This is a genomic window from Gemmatimonadetes bacterium SCN 70-22, assembly GCA_001724275.1.
In the GTDB taxonomy this organism is placed as follows: Bacteria; Gemmatimonadota; Gemmatimonadetes; order Gemmatimonadales; family Gemmatimonadaceae; genus SCN-70-22.
The window spans coordinates 48,068-61,089 of sequence record MEDZ01000007.1 but is presented as its reverse complement, the minus strand read 5'-3'; the positions used below and the strand labels follow the sequence as shown (position 1 = coordinate 61,089).

The following is a 13,022-nucleotide window of genomic DNA, read 5'->3' as shown; positions in this document are numbered from 1 at the left end:
GGCAGCGGGTGCGGGCAGCGGGTGCGGGCGCGCCACGGGACCGGCGCGCCACGGGACCGGCGCGCCACGGGACCGGCGCGCCACGGGACCGGCGCGCCATCCGGAACGTCAAGCGGCGCCGTCCGGGGGACCCGGAACGGCGCCGCTTGCGCATGCCGACTTGGGGTTGCCCCCTCCTCGGACTCGCGCGCCCCCTCAGCGAGCGAGCGTCAGGATGGTTTGTCCCGAGCCATGCGCAATTCGAAGCACCCGGTCTCGTCCGGCGGCATCCTTGAGGAGGTCCAGCTGCCGTACGTCGCCAATGCCGCGCGTGAGGTGCCGGGTGGTGTTCTCCATGTCACCCAGCATGAGCTCGATGCGGCGGTCGTTGTGATCGTAGGCCGCGCCGAGGAAGGGGTAGTCGTGCTGCTGCGCCTGCGCGCCGATCTCCGGATCGTCGACCTCGAGGGTCGCGATGCGTCCCGCGTTGCGCCGGGTGAACGCCTCGAGGGCATCGGCCCACTCGTGCTCCGGGATCTCGTCGGGCGAGCCGGCCGCTCGGCGAGGCTCGGTGCCCAGGGGAGTCGGCACGGCGAAGACGGCGCAGTGCGCGCCGCGAATGAGCCCCGTCGCCGTGCTCCCCACGAGGATGCGATCGACGAGCCCCGCCCCGCGGCTCCCGGTGACGATGGCGTCGACGTGCGCCGACTTCACGAAGTCCAGGAGCGCCTTGGTGGGCTTTCCGGTCAGGGTGATGGTTTCCACCGTCACGCCGGCCGGGAACTCCAGCTGCTGGCGCACGCGGGCGAACGCGGGCTCCACACCTTCGCTGTAGTCGGACATCCACGCCGCGTACGCCTCGGGCTGCAGCTCGAGCCGGGGGGCGACATGGACCAGGTATGCCATGGTGACCGACGGCAGGAGGGCGAGGGCCGCGCGCGCGGCGATGACGGACGGTTCGCTGAAGTCGATCGCGATGGCCAGGCGCTGCGGGAGTGCGGTGAATCCCGGGGGAACGGCCAGGACCGGGACCCGCGACAGCCGCAACGTGTGCAGGGCCGTCTCGCCCCCGAACATCCGGTCGAGCAGGTCGTGATGGCCGATGCCGGCGATGATCATGCGGGCCTTGGCCTCACGCCCCATGCGGGCGATGACGGCGGCCGGATCGCCGTCGCGCACCTGCACATCCCAGTTGGGGCGTGCGCCGACGGTTTCCGACAGCTGATCGCGGACACGCTGGGCGAGCGCCTGCCGGCGCGCCTCGTCCGTCTCGGCGGGGGGGAGCAGGAGTCCGTAATCGGCCGCCACCAGCGGGAGCGGCTCGAGGACGGCCAGCACCGTCACGTGGGCACCGGTGCGGTCGGCCATCAGCGCCGCCGCCTTGATGGCCGCGCTCGCCGACGCCGTTCCGTCGGTGGCAACGATGATGGGGCCGGTCAGGTTCAGGTCGCTCGTCACGGTAGCCACTCCCGCCCGAGGGGTTGCGAGTGCGGTTGACATGGTCGGATCCTCCGATGCGACCGCTGCGGGTCCGCCGGGCGCGGACGCTGCGCAGCTCAACCCGATATTGCGGCCGCTGGAGGGAAGCGTCTGTCCGCCTGCCGCTGAGAGATCGTGAGGGACGCCGACGGGCGCTGTCGGGCGATGCCGCACAGGAGAGCGGCGCTGGCGGGGGCTATCGCGTCGCGGCCGGGACCTGGCTGGCGCGCACGGCATTGAGGATGACCGCCACGTCGATCCCCTCCTGCACCAGCGCACCGGCCACCGGCGGGAGGTAGCCGAGGGCCGCCGCGAGCATCCCGACCGCACTCAACCCGAGCCCGACCAGGATGCTCTGCCTCGCGATGCGCATCGTCCGCTGGGCGATGCGTATGGCCTCGCCCACGCGGGCGAGGTCGTCGACGAGGATCACGACATCGGCGGCTTCGGCGGTGATGCCGCCGCCGGCGCTCGCCATGGCGATCCCGACGTCGGCGCGCGAGAGCGCCGGCGCGTCGTTGGTGCCATCGCCCACCATGAGGACGCGTCCCTCCACCTGCGACAGCTCGGCGACGCGCTCCACCTTGTCGCCCGGGAGGAGGTCGCCGAGCGCCTCGGCGATCCCGACCTGATCGGCCACGGCGCGTGTGTTGCGCGCATTGTCGCCCGAGAGGAGGAGCGTCCGCCGCACGCCTAACGATGGCAGCTCGGCCAGCAGGGGGGCGGCCGACGGGCGGACCTGGTCGTCGTAGTCCACCGCTCCGCGCAGCGCGCCGTCGACTCCCACCAGGGCGCGCACCGTCGCCGAGCCGTCGTCGAGCGGGGTCGCGGTGTCCGGCGGGAGTCCGAGGGCCTCGAGCACGTAGGCGCGGGAGCCCACCACGACCCGGCGGCCCTCGACGTCGCCGGCGACCCCGCGTCCCGGGGACTCGCGCACGTGCGCGGGTGTCGGGAGCGGGCCGGCCGCCGCGCGCGCCACATCGACCAGCGATCGGGCGAGCAGGTGACCGGACCGCTGCTCGACCGCTCCCGCCAGCCGCAACAGCTCGCGCTCCGACACGCCGTCGACCACGGTCACCCGGCTCACCCGCGCGCGTCCTTCGGTGATCGTCCCCGTCTTGTCGAAGACGGCGACCTGCGCGTCCGAGAGCCGCTCGAGCGCCGAGCCGCTGCGGACGATGATGTGTCGCCGGGCGGCGCGGTTGATCCCGCCGATGATGGCGATCGGGGTGGCGAGGATCAGCGGACAGGGCGTCGCGACGACGAGGACGGCCAGCACGCGCGTCGCGTCGCCGGTCACGAGCCAGGTCACGGCGCACGCCACGAGCGTGAACGGGGTGAACCACCCTGCATAGCGATCGGCCAGGCGCTGCAGCGGCGACTTGGACGCCTCGGCCGAACGCACGAGCTCGACGATGCGGGCGTACTGGCTCTGGCTCGCCACGGCGCTCGCCCGCATGACGAACGCCCCGCTGCCGTTGAGCATCCCGCTCATCACCCTGGCGCCCGGCGCCACCACCCGCGGCAGCGACTCCCCGGTCAGGCGCGACGTATCGAGCTCCGAGTGCCCGTCGACGATGTCGCCATCGCACGGGACCATCTCGCCCGGCCGCACCAGGAGCGGGTCTCCCACGACGATCTCGTCGACCGTGATGTCGACCTCGCCGCCCACCGTCACGCGGTGCGCGACGCGCGGCGCCAGGTCCTCGAGGGCGCGCACCGCGGCCGAGGCGCGCCCGGCGGCGTACCGCTCCAGCGCCTCGCCCCCGGTCTGCATCAGCACGACCACGAGGCCGGCGAGGGGCTCGCGCAGGGCGAGCGACGCGCCGATGGCGAGCGCCGCCACCACGTCGGTGGCGAAGTTGCCGCGGACCACGGCGACCGCGGTCCGCGCGAGGACCGGGAGGCCGGTGATGGCGAGGGCGACCAGCCAGACGGTCCCCGCCGCGCCGGCCCCCACGCGCCAGTACGCCCCCGCGCCGACGAGGATGCCCAGCAACGCGACGGCGGGATGCAGGATCGCCGCCCAGCCGAGGTGGCCGCGGGGTATGTTGAGGGGAGCCGTCACGCCGTCCCCCGCGCGCCGCTCGTCAGCCGCAATTCCCGTCGTCCCCGGTCCATCGTCTCGACGTCCACCACTGGAGGTCTCATGCGAGTCATCACGATCGCCGCGCTCGTGTCGCTCACCGCCGCGTGCGCGGCCAACCCTTCACCGGTGCACGTGGCCGGCGCGACCAGCGAGATCGATCGGTTGGCTGGTGAGTGGACTGGAGAATACACCAGCGTCGAGACGGGGCGAAGCGGGAGCATCACCTTCACGCTGCGCGCCGGGAGCGACACCGCCTTCGGCGACGTGGTCATGATCCCGCGGGCCCTCGCCCCGCTCCCCACCGAGCCCCGCGCCCCGTCGGGGATGACGCCGACCTCGCCGAAGGTGCTGTCCATCTCCTTCGTGCGCATCTCCGCCAATGTCGTCTCCGGGACGCTGGAGCCGTATCCCTCGCCTGATTGCGGCTGCACCCTCAGCACCGTCTTTCGCGGCACGCTGGCGGGCGACCGGATCGAGGGGACCTTCACCTCCACGCACAGCGATCCAATGGCGCCGGCGCAGCAGGGGCGGTGGTGGGCGACACGGAAGTCGCCCGGCACGACCGCGCCGCGGCTTCCGCCCGAAGCCGTCCCGGCTACTTCTCGAAGACGAACTGGCGCACCATGAGCCGGCGCTCGGCCACGGCCCGCACGATGTCGGTCGTGGTCACGATGCCGGCGAGTGCCCCTTCCTCGGTGACCAGCGCGCGCTGCGCCCCCGCCGCCAGCATGCGCTGCGCCGCATGGGACACCTCCATGCCCGCATCGACGGTGCACACCGTGCGCGACATGGCCTCGCCGACCGAGTGATCGGCCAGCAGGTCCCACTGCGGCCCCTGCGACGACGACATGCGCTCGGCCACGTCGGGGCCCTCGTTAGGCCACCAGTCGGTGAAGTAGCTCGACGAGAGCGGATCGCCCTCCGTCCACTCCTCCACCTCCGCGTCGTCGTCCTCCCGCGCCTCGTCTTCCTCGCGCCTCGACTCCGGCGCGGGGGTCACCGACTCGAACTCCAGGATGTCCGTCGCCGAGAGGACGCCAACCACCCGGTCGCCCTCGACCACCGGCGCGCCGCCGATCCGGCACGAGACGAGGACTTCCACGGCGTCGCGCAGCGTCTGGTCGGGCTCCAAGGTGACGACGCTGGGGGTCATGATGTCGCGGACCTTGAGCATGGGACCTCCCGCCGGACGGCGATGTCGCAGGTGAACACATCCGCCCCTACGGTGCCGTCCGGTGCGGCGTGCGTCAGTAGGACAATCGCTACGCGCGCGTCGGGGGTTTCGCGCCGTCAGGACGAGGACTTGCCCCGTGCCGGCGGAGGCGTCCCGTGCGGCGAGTAGGGTGCTCCCGGCGTGACGAAGTCCGGCGTCGTTCCCGGCACGGAGGGAGTGGCCGGATGCGACTGCATCTCCGGCGCGCGGGCGCGCACCATCCGAAGGGCGCTGTCGGCGAGCGCCGTGTCGTTGATCGCCTTGCCCACCATGTACGTGCCGAACCAGGGGGCGGCGTGCTCGGGAGCGCTGAGCGCGGCCTTGTGGTAGTACGCCAGCGCCCCCTGGAAGTCCTTCACCCGGAACGCGGTGTTGCCGCTGTCGAGCAGCGCCCTGGTGACGGCGGGGAGCACCGTGCCCCCCGACGGCGTGGTGATCGGCACGTGCCCCGGCGGGAGGATGGCCGCGAGGCTGTCCTGCTGTGTGCCGTTGGAGCGACCGCAGGCCAGCACGGCGAGGAGCACGAGAAATGACGGACGGAGACGCATCGACCTCATCATCGGACGGTGGGATCGGAAATATGGCACCGCGCGCACATCGCGCGGGCGCGGGCGCCGAGCCGCGACGGATCGAAGTCGGGGCCGTGCGGGTTCACCCCCCACCCCCGCTGCGAGTGACACTGCATGCAATCACGCTGGGTGTGACACGTCGTGCAGCTCTGCAACCCCCGGCGCGCCGCCTGCCCGTGCTGGAGGAGCCATAGCGGCTGTCCGTTGTGATACACCCCGGCACGCTGTCCCCGGGAGGCGATGCCCTGCGCCTGGTGACAGCTGCGGCAGAAGACCTCGGTGTTGTGGCACGATGCGCACTCGAGGTCGCGCCCGTACGACTCCGGGGCGTGGCGCTGCACGAAGTTGGCGGGGTGGAAGCCGCGTCGCGACTCGCCGGCGTGGCAGTCGGAGCAGAATCGCTGCGCGTGGCACCCCTCGCACGTCAGGCGCCCGCTCGCGGCCGTCGCCGCATGGTTGCGCTCGAACCCCGCCGGGTGGACGCGCACGACGGTGCGGGTGGTGTCGCCTCCGGCGCGCACCCCCCGCGGGCCCTGCACGTTGGCCACCGGCTGCGCCAGCGTGGTGTGCGGCATGGCCAGCGACGGCGTCGTGGCCACGCGTCGCGGGAGGACGAGCTGCACCCCCGGAGCCCCCGTCCGCCCGGCGGGAAGCCGCCGGATGACGTCGCGCGCCGAGCTCCCGATATGGCACACCGTGCAACTCGGCTGGGCGTGGCATGAGGCGCACCGGGCGATGCTGGCCGTGGCCGCCTGGCCATGCGCCCCGACCCACGCGTCGGCGCGGTGATCGTCGGGCGTGAGGTACGACGCCGGCTTCCCCCGCAGCGCCGTGGCCATCCGCGCGTCGGGTTGCAGCTGGGTGACCGGCGCGAGCTCGGCGGCGTTCACGTGGCAACGCGCGCACGAGTCCCGCGTGTGGCAGGTGGCGCACTGCGCCTGGGCGTCGGCGGCCGACACCGCGTGCCGCGCCGCGAACTGGGGGGCGTCGTGCGACGGCGGCTTCGGCAGCCCCGCCATCTGCTCGGCCGTGATGGTGCGGGACCGGGCCAGCGGGATATGACACGTGGCGCACCGGTTGTCGGGCGCCAGGTGCGCGGTGGCGCGATGCGTATGGCACGACTGGCACGTCTCCGGCCGGGCACGCTGCACGTCGAGCCAGCGCGCATCCGGTCCGCGCGCGTGGCACGTGGTGCACAGGCGCCCCGCCGAATCCACCTGCGCGGCGTGTTCGCGATGCGCGAACTTGAGGAAATCCTGGCGCGGTGAGGCGCCCTCGTAGCGCACGCGCCTGGAGATCGTCCCGTCGTGGCATTCGCCGCATAACGCGGCGGGCGGGAGGAGCGCCGACGCCTCGCCGGTGATCGCCCCCGCGTGGCACCCGGTGCAGGTGGGGAACAGCTTCTCGTGCCTCTGGTGCGGGAACGGCGGGCGCCCCGTCCGCGCGTACACCTGCGCCTCGAGCGGCGCGCCGGCCGTCGCCGCCAGCGTCGCGAGGAGCGCCATCGCCAGGGACCGCATGGCGTGTCTCATCGCCCCCTCCCTCCGGACATCCCGGGCTCGCTCCCCACGACCCACTCGAGGCGGACGGAGGCGCGCCGCTGGCTCCAATCGGTTCCCGGCGCATCGTGGGTCAGGCGGTGACGATACACGCCGCCGTCGAAGGCGACGCGGAAATCCGGCGTCAGGCGCACGGCGCCATTGACCATCCCCCCGACGACCCGCCCGGTCCCCACGCGAAACTCGTAGATCGACTGGAAGCCCGAGACGGTGGCGCCCACCGTGACGCGTTCGTGCGGCGTCCAGCGCACGCCGCCCGACACGTCGGTGCGCGAGGCGCCGAAGCCGATGTCGGTGGCGTAGTTCGCCGACGCCGCCAGTTGCTCGGAGGCCAGCCAGGTCCCCTCGACCCCGGCCCGCCATCCGTCGGAGCGCAGCGGCAAGGAGTTGACCCCCGCGTGGTCCTCGGCGTAGGTACGATAGCCGCCATGGGCCGTCAGCTGCAGCCGCTCGCGCGCCGTCCGCCACGACAGTTCCGCGCGCCCCTCGTCGAAGCCGATCGGGGCAAAGGCCCCCCAAATGGTCCAGAGTTCGAAGAAGGGGCGATGCCGCCGCCCCTCGATGGCGCCGTCGAAGCCGGCCGGGAGGCGTCGCGCGAGGCGCAGCCGCGCCTCGTTGAGCACCTCGCCCGCCACGTCGTACGTCACGCTCCCGTCGAGCGCGATGCCGGCCAGGCGCGTCATCCCGTCCAGCGCCACGCGCTCCGAGTAGAGCGACGAGCGATCGGCGAAGATCACGCGCTGGTACACGGCCGAGATGGCGCTCAGGTCCGACGGCCGCGCTCGCAGCCTCACGCCGATCAGGTATCCCTGGTCCTCCGGGGGGAGGTCGTCCACGGCCCCGATCTCGGCGCTGGTGTACGGCTCGTTGAGTCCCTGCACGAGCGCCCGCCCGCCGAAGGCCTCCACCGAGTGCGCCCCCCGTCGCAGCATCAGCGACGCGCCATCGAAGTTGTAGGCGCCCAGCCCGCTCGTGGCCCACAGGCGCCCGAGGCGTGCACGCCCGAGACGGCGATCGACCTGGAGGTACGCCTCGAGCGCGTCGAAGTGGTCGTCGAGGCGCGGCCAGAGCGCCGGTTCGCCCCCCACCGACGTGCGGGCGCGCAGGTGGGCATGGGCGCTGATCCCCTCTCCCAGCCCCCACGCCGCGATCGACAGGTCCTGCAGCAGCGGGTTTGTCGTCTCGCGGGCGCCGGAGGTGGCGAAGTAGCAGTACGCCATCCCGTCGGGGCATTGCACCAGCTGCCCGTCCGAAGCACGCCGGACCAATCCCGTCCCCGCCGTCTGCGACGCCAACACCGAGTCCTGGCGCAGCGGGCGCAGGTCGATCGACTGGAGCCACGTCGTCCCGGTGATGCGGATCCCCTGGGCCGCGACTGGTGTCGCGCCGAGTCCCACGCCGAGGACGGCGCCCAAACCCGCGGCGACACGCCAGCGAAGCATCGAGTGCATCATCGGGTCCCTCCGCGATCACGCCCCTCGTTCCAGCTCACGCGATGGCACACGACACACTCCTTGGCGGCGTAGTGCGTGCGCTGATCCGGGTGGCAGCTCAGGCACAGCGTGCGCACCGGGGGAAGCTGCGCCACCGTGCGGTCGCTGTGACACGCCGCGCACCCGTCATGGGTCCAGCGCGTATGCTCCGTCCTCGGCGACGCGTGGCACGAGGTGCAATCGCGCTGCACGGAGTGATGGTCGACGTGGCAGCCGGTGCAGTCCTTCACCAGCGAGCGCGCGGCATCGTCCGCGTGGCAGGAGCTGCACGCCAGGTTCGCGTGGCGCGTGTGCTCGAACGTGAGCGTTCGTGTCAGCTCGCGTTGGCGCGTCGACACCTTCACCGTGACCGGTACGGCGTGCGGTGCCGCCAGTTCGCCCGCGGTGTGACAAGCGGAACACTTCCCGGCGCGCTCATCGCTGGCGTGGTGACACCCCTGGCACGAGGCCGGGGCGCGGATGATGAGCTCGCCGTGCGACCGGTCGGTGCTGTGACAGGTGGTACACGCCAGCTTGCGATGCCGCGAATGCTGAAAGGGCGCCGCCGATGGCCGGCGGGCGCCCTGCTGCGGTGGTGCCAACGCTCCCGTTTGCGTGCGCGGCGCCACGCCCTGCCGCGCCAGCGACGACGATGCGGAGCGGATTGCGGACGTCGGCGCGCCCGCGGCGGGCGACGCTGGACGCTCCAGCTCCTCGCTCCCTCCATCGGCCGCTGGCGGCGCGTCCCACCAGTCAACGCCTTCCAGCGTCGCCCCGACGGCCGAGGGCCCTCCGGGCGCACGCATGGTCGCCCGCCCCGCCGTGCCCTGCGGCACCGCGGCGGCATGCGGCAGGACGGATGCATGTGGCATGTAGGGCCCCGGCCACGTCCCGGCCGCCGCCGCGGGCGCACTCGCCGAGGACGCCGCGCGCGAGCTCTGCGGCACCTTCGCGCTCGCCCCCGGGGAGGGGGTCTGCGGCGTCACCGTCCGCCGCAGCCGCCCGCGGCGCAGCGGGCGGTCCTCGAAGATCGACTTGTGGCAGTCGATGCAGTTGGTGGACTCCACCTTCCACGAATGCGCCTTGTGGCAGGCGGTGCAATCATCGATCGCGTGATCGCCCAGGCCGCGATGGAAGGCGGTGAGCGTGTCGGCGCTGGCGTGGCAGGTGGAGGTGGCGCAGCTCTTGATGGCCCCCTCGGCCTTCGTCTGCTTGTGGGGGTTGTGGCACTCTCCGCACCTGGCCTTGTGCGGATCGTTGTCCAGCCCCTGTTCCGCCAGCTTCTCGCGCATCTCGTGACAGGCGAAGCACTGCGGCTTGAACGGGACCAGCTCCTTGCGGCTGGAGTCGACCGGTGCCGTCTCGTTCACGGGGCGGGCGAACTCGTGGCAGGTCGTGCAATGCAGCGACGTCTGGTCGGCCATCTTCCCCAGCGTGACCTTCACCTTCTCGTGGCACCCGGACTGGCTACACGACAGGTCGGTGGGGGCGAAGGCGTGGACCTCCTTGGCGTGGCAGGTCACGCACATCACGTCCTTGAGCGCCGAGGAGTCCGACTCCAGGTGCACCCGGTGGCCGGCGGTCGCGCTGATGTACTTCCAGACGCTGTCGCGCTGCTGGGTGATGTGGCACTCGGCGCAGATCCGGTCGGGGACCGGAGAGTGCGACGGGATCTTGTCGGGGCGTTCCAGGACCCAGTAGTACAGCTCCTTCATGCTGGCGAAGATCGACTGCTGGTGGCACGCGTGGCACTGGAGCTTGGAGTGCTCCGACGTCTGGAACTTGCCGAACGCCGATCGCATGACGTGGCAGCTCGAACAGAAGTCGTTCTCCTGCATCATGTAGTTGTACGACCAGCCGCCCACGAGTCCCGCCGCCAGGAGCACGGTCGCCACGCTGGCGCCTAACGCCACCTTGTAGCCGTGCGACCTGGCCCCGAGCCAGGCGATGATGTCGGCGCGCCGCTTCCACGCCACGGTGACGACCACCACGGCCACGATCGCCCCCACCACCACGCCGGCAACCTGGATCCACTGCGGAACGCCGGAAAAGAGGAAGCGGAAGATGCGCGCGACGCCGCCGGGAAGGGGCGGCTGGTCCATGCGGATCGAGTCGACCGAGAGCGGGCCGTGGATGGTGTCCCCCTGGCCGGTTCCCTGCACCCCCTGGAGGAGCGCGGCGATTGCGGATCCGATCATGATCGGGAGGAGTGGGAGGTGGCGATCATCGTGGCGTCCCGCCAGACACGAAGCGGGTGAACGATGAGGCGTTCACCCGCTTCGTCACAAGGCGGCGAGGTGACACCGCCTAGTTGCTGCTCCGCGCGCGAAGCTGCTTGTCGAACGGCGCCAGCTGCAGCCCCGGCGGCGGGGTGATGCCGTAGTCGTTGGCGACCGCGACGATGCTGGCCCGCAGCAGCGCCTTGGCCAGGAACGGGTTGTGCGCCGCCGATCCCGGGTGGAGCGCCAGTGCGACGTTGAACGTGGCTCCACGCGCCGAGTTGACCTTGGGAACCGCCATCTCGGACGCGGGGACCTTGGCGAGCATCGCGTTGAGCCCCGCGGCCAGTCCGGCAATGTCGGCCTCGGCCGTCACGAAGACGGTCCGCGCGGTCGTCTCGGAGTGGCACCCCGATCCGGCGCACGACTTGTACGACCGAGCGGTGACCGAACAGTTCTGCTTGTCCGGCGGGAGCGGGAGCCCGTTCCCGTCCACGCAGGGGATCGCCGTGAAGCGGTGCCCGGTGACGGTCTGCACGAACTTGCCGGTCGCCTTGTCGGTGACGTCGAAGCGGTTGACGTGGCAGGTGGCGCAGAGCTTCGGGTTGCGCGAGGTACCGTGCGTGGCCACCAGCGTGCTGTCGGCCTGGAGCCCCGGCGGCCACCACCCGGCCTCACCCAGGAGCATCGGCCCCTGCGGCGAGTGCGGTGACAGGCGGCTCGACGTGAAGTCGGGATTCGCGCGCCGGTAGTGGCACTTCATGCACAGGTTCTGGTCCAGGTCCGGCACGTCGATCGGGAACCGCAACTGCTTGGGGTTGTTGGAGCCGTGTGGGTCATGGCAGACCGCGCAGGTCGTCCCGACGGCGTTCGCCGGGGTGATCGTCGCGGCCTTCTCCACGAAGTTGGTGTTCACTCCCCACGCCTCGAGGATCTTCTGCCCCATGTGGCACGACTGGCACGCGGGGTTGGCGACGCCGCTGGAGAACGTGCCGCTGTACACCCGGGCGTGCCGCGTCTGCCGCCACTCGTCGACGTAGGGGTGATGCGTGCCGCTGTGGCACTCGGCGCACCCATTGGTCGCCTTCGTCCCCGTGTCGGCGGCGATGGACGGAAGCATCTGCCCGCGCGTCGGCCGCTGGATGTGCGCCAGCCCGGCCCCGTGACAGCTCTCGCACTGCACGTCGTGGTAGCGCTTGTCCTTGGTGGTGCGCCACCCCGCCAGCGTGTCCGACAGCGCGTTGCCGCGGTCGTTGACCGTGTGGCACGCCTGGCAGAGTCCCTGCATGGAGCCGCTCTTCTCGAGCGTCGCAAACGCGTCGGCATGCGCCGTCTGCTTCCACTTGGCCTGCTGCCCCACGTGGCAGTTGCCGCAGACGGTGACCTTGTTGGCTTCGTCGCTGTATCCCACGAAGCTCGCCGCCGCCTGCGGCGGCGACGCGTAGTTCGGGCCGTCCCGGTAGACGATCTTCTCGTCCACGCAGCCGCCTAACGCGACGAGGACCAGCACGCCCATGCCGGTCGCGGCTGCGAATGTTTGACTTCGTCTCGTCATGGACCCGTCCTCCTCCTTGTATGGCGCACCAACGCCTGGGAATTCGCGTGCCGGAAACCGCTGTGCACCTGCCATTGATGGACATCGTCCAATCAACTGGCCGTAATAGTACGTACGTGCGCGGAGTACGCCACGGGGGGAATCCCCGACAGTTGCGTAATCGTTGCAAGGCGCACCGCGCCGGCGAACCCCTAGCACTCCGGCCGGACTTCCCTACCGGCGCCCGAGCTCGACCGTCGCCCCGGCCACATCGTGCCGTGGCGTACGGTGCCGTGGGGCACAAATGGAAAAAGCCGCACTCGCGGTGCGGCTTTCGGTCGAGCTCGCCTAACGGCACGTGCCATGACTTGCAGGTGACGACGCCACGCCGTCTCCCCCGTGCGGGTGACGACGCTAGGGCGCAGCCTCCGTCGCCGCACCGTCGTCGTCCGTCCCAGCCGGCCCGGCGGTCCACTTCCGCACCGCCAGCCAGATCACCCCGCCACCGATCACGACCATCACGAGGGGGAGGAGGTACACCACCAGGTTGAAACCCGACGCCTTGGGCTCCAACAGGATCCACTCGCCGTACTTGTCGATGAAGTACTGCTTGACCTGCTCCGGCGTCTTCCCCGACGCCAGCTGGTCGCGCACGACCCCCTTCATCTCCTGCGCCAGCTCCGACGGCGAATCCTGGAGGCTGTTCCCCTGGCACACCGGGCACCGCAGCTCCGACGCCACCTGGCGCGTCTTCTCCTCCAGGACGGGGTCGTTCGAGACCGGGGCGCTCCGCTCCTGCCCCTCCCCTCGCCCCGTCGTGGCCGCCAGCGCCATCACCAGAAGCAACGTCCTCGCCAGCCGGCGCCCTCGGCGGCCGCGACGCCCGCGCGTCGTCTCCGTCAGCTGCAT

General features: G+C 71.7%; 10 protein-coding genes. All 10 read right to left on the bottom strand.

Annotated elements, in window-relative coordinates; translation table 11 throughout:
* Positions 1-195: 195 nt before the first annotated feature.
* Positions 196-1,437 carry a hypothetical protein gene (locus ABS52_05570; protein ODT04286.1) on the bottom strand — a complete coding sequence of 414 codons (1,242 nt, stop codon included), beginning with the start codon at positions 1,435-1,437 and terminating at the stop codon, positions 196-198.
* A 217-nt stretch (positions 1,438-1,654) separates the two neighbouring features.
* Positions 1,655-3,508, bottom strand: coding sequence for a hypothetical protein (locus ABS52_05565; GenBank protein ODT04324.1), 1,854 nt, complete (start codon positions 3,506-3,508; stop codon positions 1,655-1,657).
* A gap of 14 nt (positions 3,509-3,522) precedes the next feature.
* Entirely contained in the window at positions 3,523-4,041 is a 519-nt protein-coding gene (locus tag ABS52_05560; GenBank protein ID ODT04285.1) for a hypothetical protein, read from the bottom strand.
* Positions 4,042-4,142: 101 nt separating this feature from the next.
* Positions 4,143-4,721: a hypothetical protein gene (locus tag ABS52_05555; protein ODT04284.1), complete on the bottom strand. Its 579-nt coding sequence runs from the start codon at positions 4,719-4,721 to the stop codon at positions 4,143-4,145.
* Positions 4,722-4,837: 116 nt separating this feature from the next.
* The gene (locus ABS52_05550; GenBank protein ID ODT04283.1) at positions 4,838-5,284 is read right to left on the bottom strand and encodes a hypothetical protein; all 447 of its coding nucleotides are present in this window, start codon (positions 5,282-5,284) and stop codon (positions 4,838-4,840) included.
* A 32-nt stretch (positions 5,285-5,316) separates the two neighbouring features.
* Positions 5,317-6,834 (bottom strand): hypothetical protein, encoded by a 1,518-nt coding sequence (locus tag ABS52_05545; protein ODT04282.1) that lies wholly within the window; start codon positions 6,832-6,834, stop codon positions 5,317-5,319.
* Positions 6,835-6,857: 23 nt separating this feature from the next.
* Positions 6,858-8,342 carry a hypothetical protein gene (locus ABS52_05540; GenBank protein ID ODT04281.1) on the bottom strand — a complete coding sequence of 495 codons (1,485 nt, stop codon included), beginning with the start codon at positions 8,340-8,342 and terminating at the stop codon, positions 6,858-6,860.
* Positions 8,339-10,558 carry a hypothetical protein gene (locus ABS52_05535; GenBank protein ID ODT04280.1) on the bottom strand — a complete coding sequence of 740 codons (2,220 nt, stop codon included), beginning with the start codon at positions 10,556-10,558 and terminating at the stop codon, positions 8,339-8,341. Before ABS52_05535 ends, ABS52_05540 begins: the two co-directional genes overlap by 4 nt.
* A gap of 109 nt (positions 10,559-10,667) precedes the next feature.
* Complete coding sequence (locus ABS52_05530) at positions 10,668-12,095, bottom strand: hypothetical protein (protein ODT04279.1); 1,428 nt, start codon at positions 12,093-12,095, stop codon at positions 10,668-10,670.
* 432 nt (positions 12,096-12,527) lie between these two features.
* Positions 12,528-13,022, bottom strand: coding sequence for a hypothetical protein (locus tag ABS52_05525; protein ODT04278.1), 495 nt, complete (start codon positions 13,020-13,022; stop codon positions 12,528-12,530).

Coding starts and splice junctions, on each gene's coding strand:
- ABS52_05530 (ODT04279.1), bottom strand. CDS start 12,095: ATGGGCGTGCTGGTCCTCGTCGCGTTAGGCGGCTGCGTGGACGAGAAG.
- ABS52_05555 (ODT04284.1), bottom strand. CDS start 4,721: ATGCTCAAGGTCCGCGACATCATGACCCCCAGCGTCGTCACCTTGGAG.
- ABS52_05540 (ODT04281.1), bottom strand. CDS start 8,342: ATGATGCACTCGATGCTTCGCTGGCGTGTCGCCGCGGGTTTGGGCGCC.
- ABS52_05535 (ODT04280.1), bottom strand. CDS start 10,558: ATGATCGGATCCGCAATCGCCGCGCTCCTCCAGGGGGTGCAGGGAACC.
- ABS52_05545 (ODT04282.1), bottom strand. CDS start 6,834: ATGGCGCTCCTCGCGACGCTGGCGGCGACGGCCGGCGCGCCGCTCGAG.
- ABS52_05525 (ODT04278.1), bottom strand. CDS start 13,022: ATGCAGCTGACGGAGACGACGCGCGGGCGTCGCGGCCGCCGAGGGCGC.